General features: G+C 70.1%; 18 protein-coding genes and 1 riboswitch. Of the genes, 14 read left to right on the top strand and 4 right to left on the bottom strand.

From position 1 onward, the window contains the following. Window positions 1–139: 139 nt before the first annotated feature. The 13 genes from ABZE72_RS00830 (at window position 140) to ABZE72_RS00770 (ending at window position 12,880) form a co-directional block, all read left to right on the top strand. Entirely contained in the window at window positions 140–1,501 is a 1,362-nt protein-coding gene (locus ABZE72_RS00830) for a hemolysin family protein (RefSeq protein WP_372727109.1), read from the top strand. Beyond that, on the top strand, window positions 1,498–2,547 hold the full coding sequence (locus tag ABZE72_RS00825) for a hemolysin family protein (RefSeq protein ID WP_372727108.1): 1,050 nt from the start codon (window positions 1,498–1,500) through the stop codon (window positions 2,545–2,547). Before ABZE72_RS00830 ends, ABZE72_RS00825 begins: the two co-directional genes overlap by 4 nt. Before the next feature lie 98 nt (window positions 2,548–2,645). Continuing rightward, window positions 2,646–3,248, top strand: a complete 603-nt coding sequence (locus ABZE72_RS00820) for a CDP-alcohol phosphatidyltransferase family protein (RefSeq protein ID WP_372727107.1) — start codon at window positions 2,646–2,648, stop codon at window positions 3,246–3,248. A gap of 1 nt (window position 3,249) precedes the next feature. Continuing rightward, complete coding sequence (locus ABZE72_RS00815; protein WP_372727106.1) at window positions 3,250–4,137, top strand: DUF881 domain-containing protein; 888 nt, start codon at window positions 3,250–3,252, stop codon at window positions 4,135–4,137. Then, window positions 4,134–4,466, top strand: a complete 333-nt coding sequence (locus ABZE72_RS00810; RefSeq protein WP_372727105.1) for a small basic family protein — start codon at window positions 4,134–4,136, stop codon at window positions 4,464–4,466. The genes ABZE72_RS00815 and ABZE72_RS00810 overlap by 4 nt, the downstream gene beginning before the upstream one ends. Beyond that, window positions 4,459–5,208 carry a DUF881 domain-containing protein gene (locus ABZE72_RS00805; RefSeq protein ID WP_372727104.1) on the top strand — a complete coding sequence of 250 codons (750 nt, stop codon included), beginning with the start codon at window positions 4,459–4,461 and terminating at the stop codon, window positions 5,206–5,208. The genes ABZE72_RS00810 and ABZE72_RS00805 overlap by 8 nt, the downstream gene beginning before the upstream one ends. 50 nt (window positions 5,209–5,258) lie before the next feature. Further along, complete coding sequence (gcvH, locus tag ABZE72_RS00800) at window positions 5,259–5,645, top strand: glycine cleavage system protein GcvH (RefSeq protein ID WP_372727103.1); 387 nt, start codon at window positions 5,259–5,261, stop codon at window positions 5,643–5,645. 135 nt (window positions 5,646–5,780) lie between these two features. Continuing rightward, window positions 5,781–6,302, top strand: a complete 522-nt coding sequence (locus tag ABZE72_RS00795) for an FHA domain-containing protein (RefSeq protein WP_372727102.1) — start codon at window positions 5,781–5,783, stop codon at window positions 6,300–6,302. A 2-nt stretch (window positions 6,303–6,304) separates the two neighbouring features. Next, window positions 6,305–7,045, top strand: a complete 741-nt coding sequence (locus ABZE72_RS00790) for a MerR family transcriptional regulator (RefSeq protein WP_372727101.1) — start codon at window positions 6,305–6,307, stop codon at window positions 7,043–7,045. Between the two features lie 52 nt (window positions 7,046–7,097). Next, window positions 7,098–7,565, top strand: coding sequence for a bifunctional nuclease family protein (locus tag ABZE72_RS00785; RefSeq protein WP_372727100.1), 468 nt, complete (start codon window positions 7,098–7,100; stop codon window positions 7,563–7,565). A 247-nt stretch (window positions 7,566–7,812) separates the two neighbouring features. Continuing rightward, on the top strand, window positions 7,813–8,355 hold the full coding sequence (locus ABZE72_RS00780) for a MerR family transcriptional regulator (RefSeq protein ID WP_372727125.1): 543 nt from the start codon (window positions 7,813–7,815) through the stop codon (window positions 8,353–8,355). Window positions 8,356–8,453: 98 nt separating this feature from the next. After that, a riboswitch (glycine riboswitch) is annotated at window positions 8,454–8,558 on the top strand. Window positions 8,559–8,741: 183 nt separating this feature from the next. Continuing rightward, a complete protein-coding gene (gene gcvP / locus ABZE72_RS00775) occupies window positions 8,742–11,534 on the top strand; it encodes an aminomethyl-transferring glycine dehydrogenase (protein WP_372727124.1) in 2,793 nt (930 codons plus the stop codon). Then, window positions 11,531–12,880, top strand: a complete 1,350-nt coding sequence (locus tag ABZE72_RS00770) for a serine hydrolase domain-containing protein (RefSeq protein ID WP_372727099.1) — start codon at window positions 11,531–11,533, stop codon at window positions 12,878–12,880. Before gcvP ends, ABZE72_RS00770 begins: the two co-directional genes overlap by 4 nt. 9 nt (window positions 12,881–12,889) lie before the next feature. Here the strand turns inward: ABZE72_RS00770 and ABZE72_RS00765 are convergent, their stop codons facing one another. Then, window positions 12,890–13,450: a hypothetical protein gene (locus tag ABZE72_RS00765; RefSeq protein ID WP_372727098.1), complete on the bottom strand. Its 561-nt coding sequence runs from the start codon at window positions 13,448–13,450 to the stop codon at window positions 12,890–12,892. A gap of 35 nt (window positions 13,451–13,485) precedes the next feature. Then, window positions 13,486–14,100 (bottom strand): hypothetical protein, encoded by a 615-nt coding sequence (locus ABZE72_RS00760; RefSeq protein ID WP_372727097.1) that lies wholly within the window; start codon window positions 14,098–14,100, stop codon window positions 13,486–13,488. A gap of 100 nt (window positions 14,101–14,200) precedes the next feature. On the opposite strand from ABZE72_RS00760, the gene ABZE72_RS00755 reads away from it, so the two are divergent. Beyond that, entirely contained in the window at window positions 14,201–15,028 is an 828-nt protein-coding gene (locus ABZE72_RS00755; protein ID WP_372727096.1) for a mechanosensitive ion channel family protein, read from the top strand. A gap of 98 nt (window positions 15,029–15,126) precedes the next feature. Here the strand turns inward: ABZE72_RS00755 and ABZE72_RS00750 are convergent, their stop codons facing one another. Continuing rightward, on the bottom strand, window positions 15,127–16,521 hold the full coding sequence (locus tag ABZE72_RS00750) for a metallopeptidase TldD-related protein (protein WP_372727095.1): 1,395 nt from the start codon (window positions 16,519–16,521) through the stop codon (window positions 15,127–15,129). Further along, entirely contained in the window at window positions 16,521–18,035 is a 1,515-nt protein-coding gene (locus tag ABZE72_RS00745; RefSeq protein ID WP_372727094.1) for a TldD/PmbA family protein, read from the bottom strand. Before ABZE72_RS00745 ends, ABZE72_RS00750 begins: the two co-directional genes overlap by 1 nt. Window positions 18,036–18,056 lie beyond the last annotated feature (21 nt).

Here is an 18,056-nt window from a genome sequence, read left to right as displayed (position 1 = left end):
ACGGGCCGCGCGACCGGGCACCACCGGGCGGCCGGTAGAGTTCCGTCCTGACTTCACCACCGGCGTAAGGATCACGAGCCACCCCCATGGACGGCCCTCAAAGTCGCCCCCTCTCCCGGCACCCCCGGGGACGGCGCTCATGACCCCCTGGCTACTGCTGCTCGTCGCGATCCTGCTGATCGCCGCGTGCGGCATCTTCGTCGCAGCCGAGTTCTCGTTCGTCACGGTCGACCGCAGCAAGGTCGACCAGGACGCCGCGGCCGGGGACCCCAGCGCCCAGGGCCTGCAGCTCGCGTTGCAGAGCCTCTCCACCCAGCTCTCCGGCGCCCAGGTCGGGATCACCATCACCAACCTCGCCATCGGCTTCCTGGCCGAGCCCGCGATCGCCGAGCTGATCGACGGGCCGCTGGCCGCCGCCGGGACACCGGAGACCTTGGTGACGCCGGTGGCGGTGGGGATCGGCCTCACCCTGGGCACCGTGGCGACCATGATCTTCGGCGAGCTCGTGCCCAAGAACCTCGCGTTGGCCCTGCCGATGGAGACCGCGCGGGCCACCCAGCGCTTCCAGCGTGGCTTCACGGCCGTGAACCGGGTCCCGATCCGGTTCCTGAACGGCTCCGCGAACGCGTTCGTGCGCCGGCTGGGCATCGAGCCGCAGGAAGAGCTCCGCTCGGCGCGCAGCTCCACCGAGCTGGCCTCGCTGATCGCCCGCTCCGCGGACCAGGGCACGCTCGACGAGAACACGGCCGAGCTGATGGAGCGCTCGGTCGAGTTCGGCTCGCGCACGGCCGGCGAGATCATGACCCCCCGCGTCCGTACGGTGAGCCTGGAGGCGAACGACCGGGCCAGTGCCGTGATCGACCTGGCCCGCAGCACCGGCCACAGTCGGTTCCCGGTCATCGACGCCGAGGAGAACGTGGTCGGCACGGTGCACGTCAAGCACGCCGTCGCGTTGCCGGTCAACGAACGTGCCACCACCCGGATCAAGCACCTGATGGCGAAGCCGATCGTGGTGCCCGACTCGTTGCGGCTCGATCCGCTGCTCAACCTGCTCCGCAAGGACGGGTTCCAGCTCGCGATCGTGCTCGACGAGTACGGCGGCCACGCGGGCATCGTGACCCTCGAGGACGTCATCGAGGAGATCGTCGGCGACATCGCCGACGAGCACGACCGGCTCGGCGCCCGGGCCAGGCGGGGACGCGACGGCAGCTGGTCGCTCTCCGGTCTGCTCCGGCCCGACGAGGTGGAGGACCTGACCGACATCGCCCTGCCCGAGAACGAGGACTACGACACGATCGCCGGCCTCGTGCTGCGGGTGCTGGGCCGGATGCCGGAGCCCGGCGACATGGCGGAGGTGCCGGTGCCCGACACCTCCGACCCCGACGAGCCTCGGGAGCTGCTGGCGGTGCTCACCGTCGAACGGATGGACGGGCTCCGCATCGACCGGGTCGGCCTGCGTCTGCTCGACGGCGATCCTGACGCATCGGCGGGTCAGGCATGAGCACCACCATGGCACTGACGGTCGCGGTCCTGCTGCTGCTGGGCAACGCCTTCTTCGTGGCGGCGGAGTTCGCCCTGGTCTCGGCGCGACGTACCCAGATCGAGCCGCGCGCCGAGGCGGGGTCCCGGATGGCCCGCACGACGCTCACGGCGATGGAGAACATCTTCCCGGTGATCGGGGTCGCCCAGCTCGGCATTACGGTCTGCTCCCTGGTCCTGGGTGCCGTCGGTGAGCCGGCGGTCGCCCACCTGATCGAACCGGTGCTGCACCGCGCCCACGTCCCGGACGCGTTCCTGCACCCGATCGCCTTCGCCATCGGGCTCTCGATCGTGGTCTACCTGCACGTCGTGATGGGGGAGATGATCCCGAAGAACATCGCCCTGGCCGGCCCCGACCGGGTGGCCATGCTGCTCGGACCGGTGATCTGGGGTATCTTCCGGGTGGTGCGTCCGTTCGCGGACGGGATCAACGCGATCGCCTCGGCGATCCTGCGGGTCTTCGGCGTCCGGTTGATGAATGAGGTCAGCTCGACGTACACGCGCGAGGAGGTGGCCGCCCTGGTCGAGGAGTCGCGCGGCGAGGGCCTGCTCGGGGACCACGAGTACGACCGACTCGCGGGTGCGCTGGGCTTCACCGAGAAGACGGTGGCCTCGGTGCTGATGCCGCCCGACACCCTCACGACCGTACGGCGGGGTTCGAGCCGGGCCGACGTGGAGGCGCTGTGCGCGTCCACCGGTTTCAGCCGCTTCCCGGTGGAGACCGACGGGGGCGAGCTGATGGGCTACCTGCACATCAAGGACGTCCTCGAGCCCGACGAGCACCGGCGTGAGCACGCGATCGACGACAAGTGGATCCGTCCGTTCGCCCAGGTCTCCTGCGACGACTCGTTGCACGACTCGCTCGAGACGCTGCAGCGGCGCGGCGCCCACATGGCCCGGGTCGTCGATGCGGAGGGCGTCACGGTCGGCGTGGCCACGCTCGAGGACGTCATCGAGGAGCTCGTCGGCGAGATCCGCGACGCGGCGCACCTCGAGGAGCCTCTCTGAGCGGCGGACGCAGGTCGGCGCGTGGGCGACGCGTGGCCGGCGGTCCGGTGGATAGTGTGTCCACGGCACAGACTCGGACGAACGAATTGCAGGGACCTGTGGGGGACGACCCGACGCGCACCGACGTGTGGACGCTGCCGAACCTGCTCAGCGGTCTTCGGCTCGCCGGCGTGCCCCTGTTCCTGTGGCTGGTCCTGGGGCCCGAGGCGGACATCTGGGCGCTCGCCGTCCTCGTGGTCTCGGGGATCACCGACTACCTCGACGGCTGGTTGGCCAGACGCTGGGACCAGGTCTCGGTGCTGGGCCAGATCCTCGACCCGGTCGCCGACCGGCTCTACATCCTGGCCGTCGTGATCGGCCTCGCGCTGCGCGACGTGATCCCGTGGTGGGTGGCGATCCTGCTGCCCCTGCGCGACCTGCTGATGTGGGGCCTCGTGCCACTGCTGCGCACCCGGGGGTACAGCGCGTTGCCGGTGCACTTCCTGGGCAAGGCCGCCACCTTCAACCTGCTCTACGCCTTCCCGCTGCTGCTCCTGGGCGACGGCGACGGCGTGGTGGCCACCCTGGCCTCGGTCTTCGGGTGGGCCTTCGCTGGCTGGGGAATCGGCCTCTACTGGTGGGCGGGTCTGCTCTACGCCTGGCAGGTCCGGCGCCTGCTGGCCACCACCGAGCCCCGGCGACGTCAGGTCGCCGATGGGTGAGATGTCGGGCACCGAACCGCGTGACAGCGCCCGGCCGCTGCCCGACCGGGTGACGATGCCGTTGTTGACCCTGATCACGCAGCAGTCCATGGACGAGGACTACCTGCACGCGGCCGAACGCCGGGCTGCCGGTGCGCCAGGCCCGCCCCCCGGTCGTCCGCGCCGTACGGCGGCCGTGGTGGTGGCGGTCTTCGGGATCATGGCGACCACTGCGTTCGTGCAGACCTCGCGCAATGCCACTGTGGACGACGCTGGGCGGGCGACGCTGGTCCAGCAGATCGTGTCGCGACGCGCGGACGTGGCCGAGATGCAGCAGCAGATCGTGGACCTGCGCCAACGCAACGTCGGTCTGGAGGACCAGCTCGCCCAGCTCACCCGGACCGAGCAGGCCGCGGTCGCGCGGATGCGGCGGATGGAGGTGAACACCGGGTTCGTCCCCGTCAAGGGCGAGGGCGTCCGGATCGTCACCTCCGACACCCCGGACGGTGATGCCACCCAGGTGATCCGCGACGAGGATCTCGCCCTGCTGGTCGACGGGCTCTGGCACGCCGGAGCAGAGGCCATCTCGATCAACGGGCAGCGCCTCACGGCGTTGTCGGGCATCCGTAACGTCGACGTCGTCATCCACGTGAACAGCCGTCCGCTCAGTCCGCCGTACACGGTCCTGGCCGTGGGGGACACCCGGGACCTGCAGGCCGGGCTGCTCGACAGCACGCACGGTCAGCAGTGGTTCAGCCTGGTCAATCAGCTGGGCTTCGAGTTCGAGATGCAGAATGAGGACGCCTTGGAACTGCCCGCCGCTTCGGACAAGATGTTGCGGCTCCGCAAGGTCAGGACCGGGACGAGCGCCGAGGCGGAGAGCAAGATCACCGAAGGGGGCAGGCCGTGATAGCCGCACTGGGGTTGTTGTTGGGGATCGTCCTCGGGCTGATCTTCCAGCCCGACGTGCCCCAAGGACTCGAGCCCTACCTGCCCATCGCCGTGGTGGCAGCTCTGGACGCCGTCTTCGGCGGACTGCGCGCCTACCTCGACGGCATCTTCGACGACAAGGTGTTCGTCGTCTCGTTCTTCAGCAACGTCGTGATCGCCGCCTCCATCGTCTACCTCGGCGACAAGCTCGGCGTGGGTGGCCAACTGTCCACCGGCGTGATCGTGGTTCTCGGGATCCGGATCTTCTCCAACGTCGCGGCCATCCGGAGGCACCTGTTCCATGCCTGACGATGCTCCCGGCACTCCTGCGCCCACCGGGCGTCAGCGTCTGCGTTCGGCGCTGACCACACCGTCGCGCGCGCAGGTCGTGGTGGCGATCCTGCTGGCCGTGGTCGGGTTCTCCGCGGTCACCCAGGTCCGCTCCACCGGGATCGACGACACCTACGCCGGCTACCGGGAGCAGGACCTGATCGACGTCCTGAACGGCCTGGCGGGGACAACCCAGCGGGCCGAGGCCGAGATCGCACGCCTCGAGCGCACGCGCGCGGACCTGCAGTCGAGCACGGACGCGCGACAGGCCGCTCTGGCTCAGGCTCAGGAGCGGGCCGACACGCTCGCGATCCTGGCCGGCCTGGTGCCCGTCACGGGTCCGGGGATCCGGGTCACGATCACCGAAGTGAGCGGACCGGTCGACATCGACACCCTGCTCGACACCATCCAGGAGCTCCGCTCCGCCGGGGCCGAGGCGATGCAGATCAACGGCAAGGTGCGGGTGGTCGCCCAGACCTCGCTCGAGGACGGGGTCGGCGGCATCTACGTCGATGGAACACTGCTGGCGGCGCCGTACGTCATCGACGTGATCGGCGAGCCGCACACCCTGGCAGGCGCCATCACCTTCCTGCGCGGACCGCGTACCCAGTTCGAGGAGGACGGTCAGGCCGTCCAGATCGACGAGCTCGCCTCCCTCGACATCGAGAGCGTGCGCGAGCCCCGGCAGCCGCTGTTCGCCGAGCCTGACCCCGGGCAGTAGCCTGCCCGCACGAGTGCCCCGACCGGCCCGCTGACCTGGAGGAGAACCGCATGTACCCCGAGGACCTGAAGTACACGTCCGAGCACGAGTGGCTGCGCACGCCCGGCGAGCACGAGGGGTCGGTGCGGGTCGGGATCACCCACTACGCCCAGGACGCACTCGGCGACATCGTCTTCGTGTCGCTGCCCGAGGTGGGCGAGTCCTTGCAGGCCGGGAGCACGTGCGGGGAGCTGGAGTCGACCAAGTCGGTCAGCGACATCTACGCCCCGATCACCGGCGAGGTGGTGGCGCGCAACGAGAGCCTCGACGCCACCCCAGAGCTGGTGAACAACGACCCCTACGGCGGTGGATGGCTCTTCGAGGTCGTCCCGGCCGACGCGTCGCAGGCCGAGGGCCTGCTCGACCAGGCCGCGTACGTCGCCAGCCTGGAGGGGTGACTTCGCGCGCCCGACTTGATACGGGCGCTGGGGCTGATAGGTTCGCCTCAACCGTCAACCTCAACCCGGCCTTGAGGGTTTTCCCACTGCCGCGGGGCCAGGTGTCGGTGCTGAACTCGACCCGGAGGATGAGCAATGCCGTTCTGCACATCATGTGGCAGGCAGAACCCCGACGACGCTCGCTTCTGCGCGCAGTGCGGCACCCGCCTGGTGGCCGTGGAGGGTTCGGAGAGCCAGGGGGACGTGGCGGGGGAGTCCACCGCCACGATCGCGGTGGCGAGCCCCGAGAAGGTCGAGACCTCCGACCGCAAGCTCAGCGCCGTGGACGCCGCGGCGGTCGACGCCCTGCCTGTCGGTCACGCGTTGCTCGTGGTCCAGCGAGGCCCCGGAGCCGGCAGCCGGTTCCTGCTCAACGCCGACCTGGTCAACGCCGGTCGCCATCCGGACAGCGAGATCTTCCTCGACGACGTCACCGTGTCGCGGCGACACGCCGAGTTTCACCGGGTGGGGTCGACGTTCTCGGTCAACGACGTGGGCAGCCTGAACGGCACCTACGTGAACCGCGACCGGATCGACAGCGTCCGGCTCAAGGACGGGGACGAGGTCCAGATCGGCAAGTACCGGTTGGTCTTCTTCTCCGGACACGAGAGCGACTGACGATGGCTCCCACGGCCGCCGCCTCGGGCGCCGCCCGGTCGCGGATGAACATCGGCGAGGTCCTCGACCAGCTCCGGCCCGAGTTCCCCGGCGTCACCATTCCCAAGATCCGCTTCCTCGAGGATAAGGGGCTGATCAAGCCCGAGCGGACGCCGGCCGGCTACCGCAAGTTCTCCAGCCAGGACGTCGACCGGCTGCGCTACGTCCTGCTCATGCAGCGTGACCACTACCTGCCGCTGAAGGTGATCGGCGAGCACCTCGACGCGATCGACCGGGGCTTGGAGCCGCCCCCGATCGACGCGGTGGTGCCGACGGTGCCGAGTGTGGCCCTGGCCGCTGACGGACTGCCCAGTGCCGAGTCCTTCAACCGTCGCGACAACCTGCGGCTCTCGCGACGCGAGCTGGTCAAGATCGCCGAGATCACCGAGGAGCAACTCGAGCAGCTCGAGCAGTTCGGCCTGATCACGCCCCGACCGGGGACCGGGCACTACGACACCGACGCGCTCGTGGTGGCCAAGACCGCCCGCGAGCTGGCCGACTTCGGGTTCGAGCCGCGCCATCTGCGGGCGTTCAAGACCTCCGCGGACCGCGAGGTCGGCCTGGTGGAGCAGATCGTCGCTCCGCACAAGCGCAGCCGGGACGCCGCCGCGAAGGCCCGCGCCGAGGAAGCGGTCAGCGAGATCGCTGCACTCTCGGTCCGTCTCCACGCGACACTGGTGAAGATCGGCCTGCGCAGTTCCTGATCCCTGTCGGAGGGGTCCGTGCCATGTGGGCCACGGGAGTAGGGTGAGGAACGTGCGCGAAGTCGATGTCATGGGAGTCAGGGTCGAGATGCCCTCGAACCAGCCGATCGTGCTGCTGCGCGAGGTTTCCGGGGAGCGGTATCTGCCGATCTGGATCGGGGCCGTCGAGGCCACCGCGATCGCCTTCGCCCAGCAGGGCGTCGTACCGCCGCGGCCGTTGACCCACGACCTGATGAAGAACGTGCTCGACGCCACCGGGAACGAGCTCTCCGAGGTGCGGATCACCGAGGTGAAGGACGGTGTGTTCTTCGCGCTGCTGGTCTTCGCCTCCGGTGCCGAGGTCAGCGCCCGACCATCGGACTCCATCGCCCTGGCGCTGCGGACCGGCACCAGGATCGTCTGTGCCGACGAGGTGCTCGACGAGGCCGGTCTGGCGGTTCCTGCCGAGCAGGAGGACGAGGTCGAGAAGTTCCGGGAGTTCCTGGACCAGGTCACGCCCGAGGACTTCGACGCGCACTGATCGACGTCGGTAGTCTCACCCTCAAGTAGAGGTTGATGGTTGCGACACGCCGCTGTCGTCGTTGACCACCCTCCACCTGAGGCCTACCTTGAACTGTCTCTGTTGTAACTCCACTGATGTGGTTGCCGGTTCGCCGGTCCCACTCTTCCCCCGCGAGTTACGGTCAACGGAGTAGACGCGGAGGACTCGAGTGAACGAGAACGAGCAGCAGCAGGGCCCGACCGCCGAGGCGGCCCACGCTGCCGAGGTGGCAGAAGAGCAGGGGCTGCTCTTCGCCGACGACGTTTCCCCTCTGCCCAGTGACACCGGCTACCGCGGCCCCACCGCCTGCAGCGCGGCCGGCATCACCTACCGCCAGCTCGACTACTGGGCGCGTACGGGCCTGGTCGAGCCGACCGTCCGCGGCGCCAAGGGCTCCGGCTCCCAGCGGCTCTACTCGTTCCGCGACATCCTGATCCTCAAGATCGTCAAGCGGCTCCTCGACGCCGGCATCTCGCTGCAGCAGATCCGTACCGCGGTCCAGCACCTGCGCGAGCGCGGCACCGACGACCTGACCCGTGTCACGCTGATGAGCGACGGCGCCTCGGTCTACGAGTGCACCAGCAACGACGAGATCATCGACCTGCTCCAGGGCGGCCAGGGGGTCTTCGGCATCGCGATCGGTGGCGTCTGGCAGGAGATCGAGGGCACGCTCGCCGAGCTCCCGAGTGAGCGGACCGCCGACGACGAGACCGCGCCCAGCGAGGGCGACGAGCTCGCCGCCCGGCGTGCCGCCCGCCAGACCGGCTGACCGCATCCCACGTCGCACCGCGGCCCGTCACCCCTGTGGTGGCGGGCCGCTGTCGTGCTCAGGACGTCGCGGGTGCGATGGTAGATTGACGGGGCTGACAATCCCGCACGGGAGAGTCTTCGCCCGGTGCTCGTCGACCGGGTGGAGCGCCGAAGGGGCAATTCCTCCCCGGAACTCTCAGGCGCCAGGACCGTGCGGACCAGGCAACTCTGAAGCGACGCCGGCTCGACCGGCGACGTGACAGAGGGGGAGGCGACCCGATCGCCCGCTTCGAGGAGCCCCCGTTGTCCCAGCCCCACACGTCCCCGCGCACACTGTCCGAGCTGGACTCGGCGCTGCCCTTCGTCGAGCGCCACATCGGGCTCCGCCCCGCCGATGTCGAGGTCATGCTGGAGCGGCTCGGCTTCTCCTCGCTCGAGGACCTGATGGAGGCGGCCGTCCCCGGTGGGATCCGGGCCGCCGCCGAGCTGGACCTGCCGGCCGCCCTGACCGAGGAGGCGACCGCGCGCGAACTGCGCGCCATCGCAGCAGCCAACCGTCCGGGCGAGCCGATGATCGGCCTGGGCTACCACGCCACGATCACCCCGCCGGTGGTGCGACGCAACGTGCTCGAGGACCCGAGCTGGTACACCGCCTACACGCCGTACCAGCCCGAGATCTCGCAGGGACGCCTCGAGGCCCTGATCAACTTCCAGACCGTGATCGGCGATCTGACCGGTCTGCCCACGGCCAACTCCTCGCTGCTCGACGAGGCCACGGCTGCGGCCGAGGCGATGACGCTGGTACGACGCGGCAACCGCAAGGCCTCCGGCCCCTTCGTCGTGGACGCCGATGCACTGCCCCAGACCATCGACGTGGTGCGGACCCGCGCCGAGGCGATGGGGACCGAGGTCGTCGTCGCGGACCTGGACGACGGCCTGCCGGAGGGTGAGCTGTGCGGCGTCCTGGTGCAGTACCCCGGAGCCTCCGGCCGGATCCGTGACCCACGCGCCGTCATCGCGGCCGCCCACGAGCGCAACGCGCTGGCCGTGGTGGCCGCCGACCTGTTGTCCCTGACGCTGCTCGAGGCACCCGGCGCTCTGGGAGCCGACGTCGTCGTGGGCTCCTCGCAGCGGTTCGGCGTCCCGCTCTTCTACGGCGGGCCGCACGCCGGGTTCATGTCGGTCGCCGCCGGCCTCGAGCGGCACCTGCCCGGCCGTCTGGTCGGTGTCTCGGTGGACGCCGAGGGTCGGCCGGCGTACCGGTTGGCGCTGCAGACCCGCGAGCAGCACATCCGTCGCGACAAGGCGACCTCCAACATCTGCACCGCCCAGGTGCTGCTGGCCGTGGTGGCGTCGATGTACGCGGTCTACCACGGTCCCGAGGGTCTGCGGGCGATCGCGACCCGCACCCACCGCTACGCCGCGGTCCTGGCGCACGCGCTGCGCGAGGCCGGGATCAGCGTCGAGCACGCGGACTTCTTCGACACGCTCTCGGTCCAGGTGCCCGGTCGTGCGGCCGAGGTGGTCTCGACCGCTCGCGGCTACGGGCTGCAGCTCCGGCTCGTCGACACCGACCGGGTGGGTGTCTCGGCGTCCGAGGTGACCACCCGATCCACGCTGACCAGCGTGCTGCGGGCCTTCGGGGTGGCCACCGGGATCGACTCGATCGACCTGTCAGCCCTCGACGCCGCCGCGCCGGACGCGATTCCGGCGGCGCTCGTGCGTGAGACCGAGTACCTCACCCACGAGGTGTTCAGCAGCCACCACAGCGAGACCGCCATGCTGCGCTACCTGCGCAAGCTCTCCGCGCGCGACTACGCGCTGGACCGCGGGATGATCCCGCTGGGCTCCTGCACGATGAAGCTGAACGCCACCACTGAGATGGAGCCGGTCTCGCTGCCGGGCTTCGCCGACCTTCACCCGTTCGCCCCGGCCGAGGACGCCACCGGCTACCGCCAGCTCGTCGACGAACTCGAGGGCTGGCTGGCCGAGGTGACCGGCTACGACAAGGTGTCGATCCAGCCGAACGCCGGCTCCCAGGGCGAGCTCGCCGGTCTGCTGGCGATCCGCGCCTACCACCGGGCCAACGGCGACACCGCCCGCAACGTCTGCCTGATCCCGTCCTCGGCGCACGGCACCAACGCCGCCTCCGCCGTGATGGCCGGGATGAAGGTGGTGGTGGTGAAGTCCGGCGACGACGGCTCCATCGACCTCGACGACCTGCGGGCCCAGTGCGACCAGCACGCCGACGACCTGGCCGCCATCATGGTGACCTACCCGTCCACGCACGGCGCCTACGAGGACACCATCACCGAGCTGTGCGCGATCGTGCATGGCCACGGCGGCCAGGTGTACGTCGACGGGGCGAACCTCAACGCCCTGCTCGGTCACGCCAAGCCCGGTGAGTTCGGTGGCGACGTGTCGCACCTCAACCTGCACAAGACGTTCTGCATCCCGCACGGTGGCGGAGGTCCCGGTGTCGGGCCGGTGGCCGTCCGCGCCCACCTCGCGCCGTACCTGCCCTCGCACGCGATGCATCCCGAGGTCGCCAAGCGGCAGGGGATCGGCCCGATCAGCGCCGCGCCGTACGGCTCCGCCGGGATCCTGCCGATCTCCTGGGCCTACATCCGGCTGATGGGCGCCGAGGGACTGAGCCGGGCGACGGCCGTCGCCGTTCTCTCGGCCAACTACATCGCCGCCCGTCTCGGCGAGCACTTCCCGGTGCTCTACCGCGGCCACGGCGACCTGGTCGCCCACGAGTGCATCCTCGACGTCCGCGGGCTCACCAAGGAGACCGGCGTCAGCGTCGACGACGTCGCCAAGCGCCTGGTCGACTACGGCTTCCACGCCCCGACCATGTCGTTCCCGGTCGCCGGCACGCTGATGGTGGAGCCGACCGAGTCCGAGGACCTGGCCGAGATCGACCGTTTCTGCGACGCGATGATCGCGATCCGCGGCGAGATCGACCGGGTGGCAGCGGGGGAGTGGACCCCGGAGGAGTCGCCGCTGCGCGGCGCCCCGCACACCTCGCGTGCCCTGGTGGAGAAGTGGGATCGCGCCTACTCGCGCGAGCTCGCCGTGTTCCCGACCGGGATCGACCCGGACAAGTACTGGCCGCCGGTGGCCCGCATCGACCAGGCGTACGGCGACCGCAACCTCGTGTGCGCCTGCCCGCCGCCGGAAGCCTTCGCGGAGTGATCCCGCACAGCGTGGCGGGCAGCACGGGTCGCCGCCTCCAAGCCCATCTCGCCCGTGCCCAGTCCTTGGGTCGGTTGCCCTCGCTGGTGGCCCGACTCGTGCGCGACGGCGAGACGGTCTGGTCGAGCAGTCGGGGCGCCGACCCGGTGCCCGGCCACGACCCGGCGGACGTGCAGTTCCGGATCGGGTCGATCACCAAGACGCTGACCGCGGTCCTCGTGCTCCAGCTCGTCCGCGACGGGCGACTCGACCTGGACGACCCGGCCTCGACGGTGCTCGGGGAGGTCGGGTACGCCGACCGGACCGTCCGGACCCTGCTGGCCCACAGCTCCGGGATGCAGTCCGAGCCCGCCGGCTCCTGGTGGGAGCGCAGCGCCGGGCTCGACTTCGCCGAGCTGACCGCGCTCAACGACGGCGCGGGCGCTGCCTTCGCCCCATGGCAGCAGTTCCACTACTCCAACCTGGGCTACGGGCTGCTCGGGGAGGTGGCGGCCCGGCTGCACGGGCAGTCGTGGGTGCAGTGCGTGCAGGAGCGGATCCTGGATCCCCTCGGCATGACGCGCACCTCCTATTTGCCCGACGGCGCGGCCGCCCAGGGGTGGAGCGTGCACCCCTACGCCGGCACGCTCGTAGCGGAGCCCGCGACCGACACGGGCGCGATGGCGCCAGCCGGACAGCTGTGGTCGACGGTCTCCGACCTCGGCCGGTACGCGCAGTTCCTGCTCGACGGCCACCCGGACGTGCTGCAGCTCGACTGGCTGCTGCTGGCCAGCCACCCGCAGGCCGGCGACCGGGACGACCGCCTGGGCTACGCGCACGGGCTGGGGTTCCAGCTGTTCTCCGGTGGGGCCGGGATGCTGGTCGGGCACAGCGGCTCGATGCCGGGGTTCCTGGCGGCGTGCCTGGTGGACCGGGATCGGCGTACGGCGGCGGCGGTGCTGGCCAACGCCACCACCGGTGCCTCGCCGACCGACCTGGCGATCACGCTGCTCGAGGAGCTGGAGCGTTGTGAGCCGACGATCGCACCGGTGTGGGAGCCGACCGCGGAGGTGCCCGCCGAACTGGTCGACGCCCTGGGGGTCTGGCACTGGGGCAACACGCCGTTCGTCTTCGCGATGGAGGGCACGCACCTGGTGGCCCGGCGTGGCGGGGTGGAGGAGAAGTACCGCTTCGCCGTGGTCGGTGACCGGGTGCGGGGGATCAGCGGCTACCACGCCGGCGAGACGCTGCACGTCGTACGCCGGGCCGACGGGGCGGTCAGCCACCTCGAGATCGCCACCTTCATCTACACCCGGACGCCGTACGACCCGGATGCGCCCATTCCTGGTGGGCATCCGGGTCGCTGAGGGTCGTTCTCACTCCTCGTTCAGGTCTTCCTTGGTGACCTTCAGGTTGTAGTGGAAGGCGGTGTCGCAGGTGAGCGGCTTCCTGGCCCGGCCGTGACGCAGGGTCAGGTCCGCCACGATGCGGCGCTGGAATCCGTCGATGGTGATCCGCTGGCCGGCGTCGTTCTCGATCTCCTCGTGGACGGGGATCTTCTTGCCGACACGACGGGCGGTGCCCCGGACCACGGCTCGCTGACGGTCCATCTGGACGGATCCGCGGACGGTGCGGTCGTCGATGAAGCCGCGCGGGACCTCACGGCTGTGACCGTTGCCGTTGTCCCCGATGACGACCTGGATCACGTTCACGTACTGGTCGTTCTCATAGAGGCTGACGTAGGCGCGCTTGCCGTTGATCCGGCCGATGCACTCGATCACGTTGCCGATCTCGCGCTGGGTGGAGCTCTCGGCGCGCTCCCCGGAGGTGGGGGAGGACGTCGGCGACGCGTGGACCGGGGCGAGGGCGGTGAGGACTGTGAGACCGGCGGCGGCGACGGCGAGGGCGGTGGCTCGGACGAAGGGGTGGGTGGTCATGGTGTTCTCCTGGTGGTGATGAGTGGTCTGGGTGGTCAGTCGGTGGTCTTCTCGCGGGTGACGTCGAGGACGAAGTGGAACGCGTCGTCGCAGGACAGCGGCACCGTGCTGGCGCCGTACCGCAGAGTCAGGTCGGTGGTCAGGCTCCGGCGGAAGCCGCTCGTGGTGAGGTGCTCGCCGGCGTGGTCGAACTCCTCAGCGACGGGGATCTTGTCGGCGTTGCGGGTGGCCGGGCCCGAGACCACGGCACGGGTGCCGTCGACGACGACGGAGCCGTGCACCTGCTCGCCGGTGACGAGTGGGCTCACGACCTCGCGACCGGCGCCGAGGCCGTCGTCGTCGAGGACGATCTGCACGCTGTTGCCGTAGTGGCTGTTCTCGTAGAGCTCGACGTACGCCTCGTGGCCGGCGAGCTGGGCGGTGCAGCGGATCGCGTTGCCGCGCTCGCGGACCTGGTTGGCGGTGTTGACCTGGCCGCGGTCGGTGTTGTCGGAGGTGGTCGGTCCACCGGTGGACGACCCTCCGGGAGAGGTCAGGGCCGAGGCGATCGGCAGACGGGCGCCGAAGGCGACGAGAAGTGCCGCGCCGACCGCGAGGACCGCGATCAGGGCGAGGGCGCCGGAGAGCTGGCGCCGGTGGCTGGTGGTCATGGTTCTGCTCCTGGGGTGAGTGTTGCGATACCCCACCAAGACGCGCCCTGTGGTTCGGGGGTTGCAGCAGGCGGGGTGTGCTGTGCGGCACACTCGTGCGATGGACGATGAACTCTTCGCCGGTCTCACCGTCGGGCAGCTCCTTGTCGCGACGGGCATCCTGGTGCTCGGCGTGGTGGCGGCCTCACTCGTGCGACGGGTGGTCGTCCGGGCCTTCCGGGGCGGGGACTCCGATCCGGAGGCGGCGCAGCTGCTCGGACGGTTCCTGCAGGTGCTCGCGCTCTCGGCGGTCGTCCTCTATATCCTGAAGACGCTGGGAATCGAGGTCACCCCGCTGCTGGGTGCGCTGGGGATCGGCGGCATCGCGGTCGCCCTGGCGGTGCAGTCGGTGCTCTCGAACGCGATCGCCTCGATCATCCTGCAGGTTCGGCGCCCGTTCCGCCGCGGCGACCAGATCGCCACGAACGACCTGGAAGGGCGCGTGGTGGACATCAACCTGCGCACCGTGCGCCTGGTGACGTTCGACGGCAACGACGTGGTGGTTCCGGCGTCCAAGGTGCTCGAGGCACCGATCACCAACTACACCCGCGGCGAGGCGCGACGTACGGAACTGGTGGTGGGGGTGGACTACGAGACGGACCTGGATGCCGCGCGGCAACTGATGATCCGGGCCGCGGCCGGGGTGGGGGACGTGCACGACGAACCGGGACCCGAGGCCTGGGTCTACGAGTTCGGGGACAGCACGATCAACGTGGCCCTGCGCTTCTGGCACCACTCGCCGAACGCGGTGCTGTGGCGGGTGCGCAGTGAGGTCGCGGTGGCGGTCAAGCGGGACCTGGACGCCGCTGGCGTCGTGATCGCGTTCCCGCAGCGGGTGCTGCACCTCGCGCCGGAGGCGAACCTGCTGCGCACCTCGGTCGAGAGCTAGGGGTGGCTGCCGTCGACCTCACCCAGAGAACCCGCACTTCACCCGGGGAGTTATCTGGGTGAAGTGCTCATTTCACTGGTTAACCAGTGAATCGAGCATCACATCGCCTGCGAGACGCTGGACATGTTGAAGTCCGGCACCCGCAACGCCGGCGTCGCCGTACGCGAGAAGTACTCGTCGCCCCACTCGCGGCTGAAGCTGAGCTCGGTCGCCGAGGCGTGCGAGAACCGGTTCAGCAGGTCGATCGGGCTCTCGTTGAACCGGAAGTTGTTCACCGCGCCAGTGACCTCGCCGTTCTCCACGAGGTAGACCCCGTCGCGGGTCAGGCCGGTCAGCAGCAGGCTCTGCGGGTCGACCTCGCGGATGTACCACAGGCAGGTCAGCAACAACCCGCGTTCGGTACCGGCGACCAGGTCGTCGATGCTGCCGGTGGCGCCGTCCACCGAGAGCACCAGGTTGTCGATCCCGGGGGTCACCGGCTGGCCGGTGAGTCCGGCGGAGTGCCGGGTCTGCAGCAGTGACGTCAACCGTCCGTCGCGGATCCAGTCGGTCCGCCCCAGAGGGAGACCGTTGTCGAAGACGGACTGCTCGTTGTCGGAAGAGCTGGCCACTGCGAACGGGGCGCACTGGAGCCCCGGGTAGGACGGGTCGGACCACAGGTGCACGCCGGGCTTCACCAGGTCGTCCCCGATTCGGGTGCCGCCCCCGCGTCGGCTGTAGACCGACTGGCCCTCGTGGGCCACTCGAGCACCGGCGGACCAGTAGGCGTCGATCATCAGGTCGGCCACCGAGCTCGGCGGCAGGATCGTGTCGTAGCGACCGGCCGGCAGGTCGACCCGGCGGGCACCCCAGCCGAGGCGTTGTTCGAGGGTGGCCTCCATCGCCTGCGCGTCGACGTCGGCGAAGTCCCGGGTGGCGCCACCCACCCAGGCGCTCAGCGAGAGGTCCGCGGTCTTGCCGGTGCACGCATAGTGCCCGGTGGGCTGGACGTGCCGCAGTCGCAGCCCGGTGGTGGAGGCGAGGTACGTGGTGGTGATCTGGTGGTCCACGAAGCCGTAGAGCACCCGGCCCCCGGACGACGCCCGGCCGAACGCCTCGCCCAGCGCCGGGGCGAACGAGTCGTAGACGTGGATGTCGGTGGTCACCGCGGGCTTGTCCCAGTCGTCCGAGACCCGGTCGCGCACCAGGTCCTGGGCGTCCTCGGCTGCGGAGGCCGCCCGTGCGGCCGCGTCGGCGGACTCCACCAGCGCGGCGACCTGGGCCGGGGTGGTTGCGCTGCCGCTCACCGACCCGGTGGCCACGCCGTCGGTCCGTCGTACGAACGACACCACCGTGACCGCGATCTGGTGGGCGACGCCGTTGGTAGTCAGCGTGTTGTTGGCCCACCGCAGGTTGGCGCTGGTGGTGTCCCGGACGATCACCACGCAGTCGTCCGCAGTGGTGGAGACGAGCGCCTGCTCGACCAGGGACTGGGGCGTGATCGGGAGGGTCATCAGTGGCCTGCCTCGTCGTTCGTGTTGAGGATACGGACGTCGCGGAACAGCGAGGTCGGACAGCCGTGGCTGACGCTGGCGACCTGGCCCGGTTGGGCCTTGCCGCAGTTGAAGGCGCCACCGAGCTCCCAGGTCTGGGGACCGCCGACGGCCTCCAGCGAGTTCCAGAAGTCCGTGGTGGTGGCCTGGTACGCCGCGTCCCGGACCTGGCCGGCGAGCTGACCGTCCACGATGCGGTAGAACCGCTGACCGGTGAACTGGAAGTTGAACCTCTGCATGTCGATCGACCAGGACTTGTCGCCGACCACGTACAGCCCGCGCTCCACGCGTCCGATCAGTTCCTCGGTCGAGGGACCGTCGGGAGCGGGCTGCAGGGAGACGTTGGCCATCCGCTGGATCGGGATGTGGCCGGGGGAGTCGGCGTAGGCGCAGCCGTTGGAGCGCCCTTCGTTGAGCTCCGGGAGCATCCGCCCCATCGGCCGGTCGAGCTGGTAACCCACCAGGACCCCGTCCCGGATGATGTCCCAGGTCTGGGTGGCCACACCCTCGTCGTCGTAGCCCACGGTCGCGAGGCCGTGCTCCACCTGCCGGTCACCGGTGACGTTCATGATGGGGGAGCCGTACTGCAGCGAGTTCAACTGGTCGACGGTCGCGAACGAGGTGCCCGCGTAGTTGGCCTCGTAGCCCAGGGCCCGGTCGAGCTCGGTCGCATGGCCGATCGACTCGTGGATGGTGAGCCAGAGGTTCGACGGGTGGATGACGAGGTCGTAGGTCCCCGCCTCCACGCTGGGGGCGGCCAGCTTCTCGGCCAGCAGCTCCGGGACCTCCGCCAGCTCACGGTCCCAGTCATGGCTTCCGTCGGTCAGGTACTCCCAGCCGCGACCCACCGGGGGAGCGATCGAGCTCATCGAGTCGAAGGCGTCGGCCGTGCTGCCCATCGCCTCGAAGCCGGGCTGGAGCCGGACTCGTTGCTGGGTGGTGCGCGTGCCGGCCAGGTCGGCGTAGTACTTGTTCTCCTGCACCTGCAGCAGGTACGCCGATGCGTGCTCCACCGAGGAAGCGGTGCGGAGTCGCTGGGTCCACTCGGTGAGGAGTGCGGCCTTCTCGGAGGTCGGCACGTCCAGCGGATTCACCTGGTACGACGAGATCCAGGTGACGTCGTCGTACACGGGCTCGTCGGCGATCTCGACCGGGGTGGTGGTCATCTCGGCTGCCACCAGGGCCACGGCCACCGCTGACTCGGCGACCCGGACGGCCTCGGCCTCGGTGAGGTGGACACCCGCGGCGAACCCCCAGGCGCCACGGTGGATGACCCGTACGGCGAAGCCGAGGTCCTCATCGTCGCTGGCGCTCTGCAGGACACCGTCGCGAGCACCCAGGTGCTGGGACCGGACACGCTCGAAACGGAAGTCGGCGTGGGTGACCCCGAGCTCGCGGGCCCGGGCCAACGCGGTCTCGCCAAGGGATCGGTACGGCAGGGCGGTGAAGGTCGGATCGAGGCCGGGTCCACTCATGTCGGCGAACTTATCCGATGC

Source organism: Nocardioides sp. (assembly GCF_041600255.1).
In the GTDB taxonomy this organism is placed as follows: domain Bacteria; phylum Actinomycetota; class Actinomycetes; order Propionibacteriales; family Nocardioidaceae; genus Nocardioides.
The sequence above is the reverse complement of the archived record's forward strand: the minus strand, read 5'-3'. Positions and strand labels throughout refer to the sequence as shown.

Coding starts and splice junctions, on each gene's coding strand:
- ABZE72_RS00805 (WP_372727104.1), top strand. CDS start 4,459: ATGCCTGACGATGCTCCCGGCACTCCTGCGCCCACCGGGCGTCAGCGT.
- ABZE72_RS00815 (WP_372727106.1), top strand. CDS start 3,250: ATGTCGGGCACCGAACCGCGTGACAGCGCCCGGCCGCTGCCCGACCGG.
- ABZE72_RS00825 (WP_372727108.1), top strand. CDS start 1,498: ATGAGCACCACCATGGCACTGACGGTCGCGGTCCTGCTGCTGCTGGGC.
- gcvH (WP_372727103.1), top strand. CDS start 5,259: ATGTACCCCGAGGACCTGAAGTACACGTCCGAGCACGAGTGGCTGCGC.
- gcvP (WP_372727124.1), top strand. CDS start 8,742: ATGCTGGAGCGGCTCGGCTTCTCCTCGCTCGAGGACCTGATGGAGGCG.
- ABZE72_RS00755 (WP_372727096.1), top strand. CDS start 14,201: ATGGACGATGAACTCTTCGCCGGTCTCACCGTCGGGCAGCTCCTTGTC.
- ABZE72_RS00830 (WP_372727109.1), top strand. CDS start 140: ATGACCCCCTGGCTACTGCTGCTCGTCGCGATCCTGCTGATCGCCGCG.
- ABZE72_RS00745 (WP_372727094.1), bottom strand. CDS start 18,035: ATGAGTGGACCCGGCCTCGATCCGACCTTCACCGCCCTGCCGTACCGA.
- ABZE72_RS00750 (WP_372727095.1), bottom strand. CDS start 16,521: ATGACCCTCCCGATCACGCCCCAGTCCCTGGTCGAGCAGGCGCTCGTC.
- ABZE72_RS00790 (WP_372727101.1), top strand. CDS start 6,305: ATGGCTCCCACGGCCGCCGCCTCGGGCGCCGCCCGGTCGCGGATGAAC.
- ABZE72_RS00795 (WP_372727102.1), top strand. CDS start 5,781: ATGCCGTTCTGCACATCATGTGGCAGGCAGAACCCCGACGACGCTCGC.
- ABZE72_RS00765 (WP_372727098.1), bottom strand. CDS start 13,450: ATGACCACCCACCCCTTCGTCCGAGCCACCGCCCTCGCCGTCGCCGCC.
- ABZE72_RS00760 (WP_372727097.1), bottom strand. CDS start 14,100: ATGACCACCAGCCACCGGCGCCAGCTCTCCGGCGCCCTCGCCCTGATC.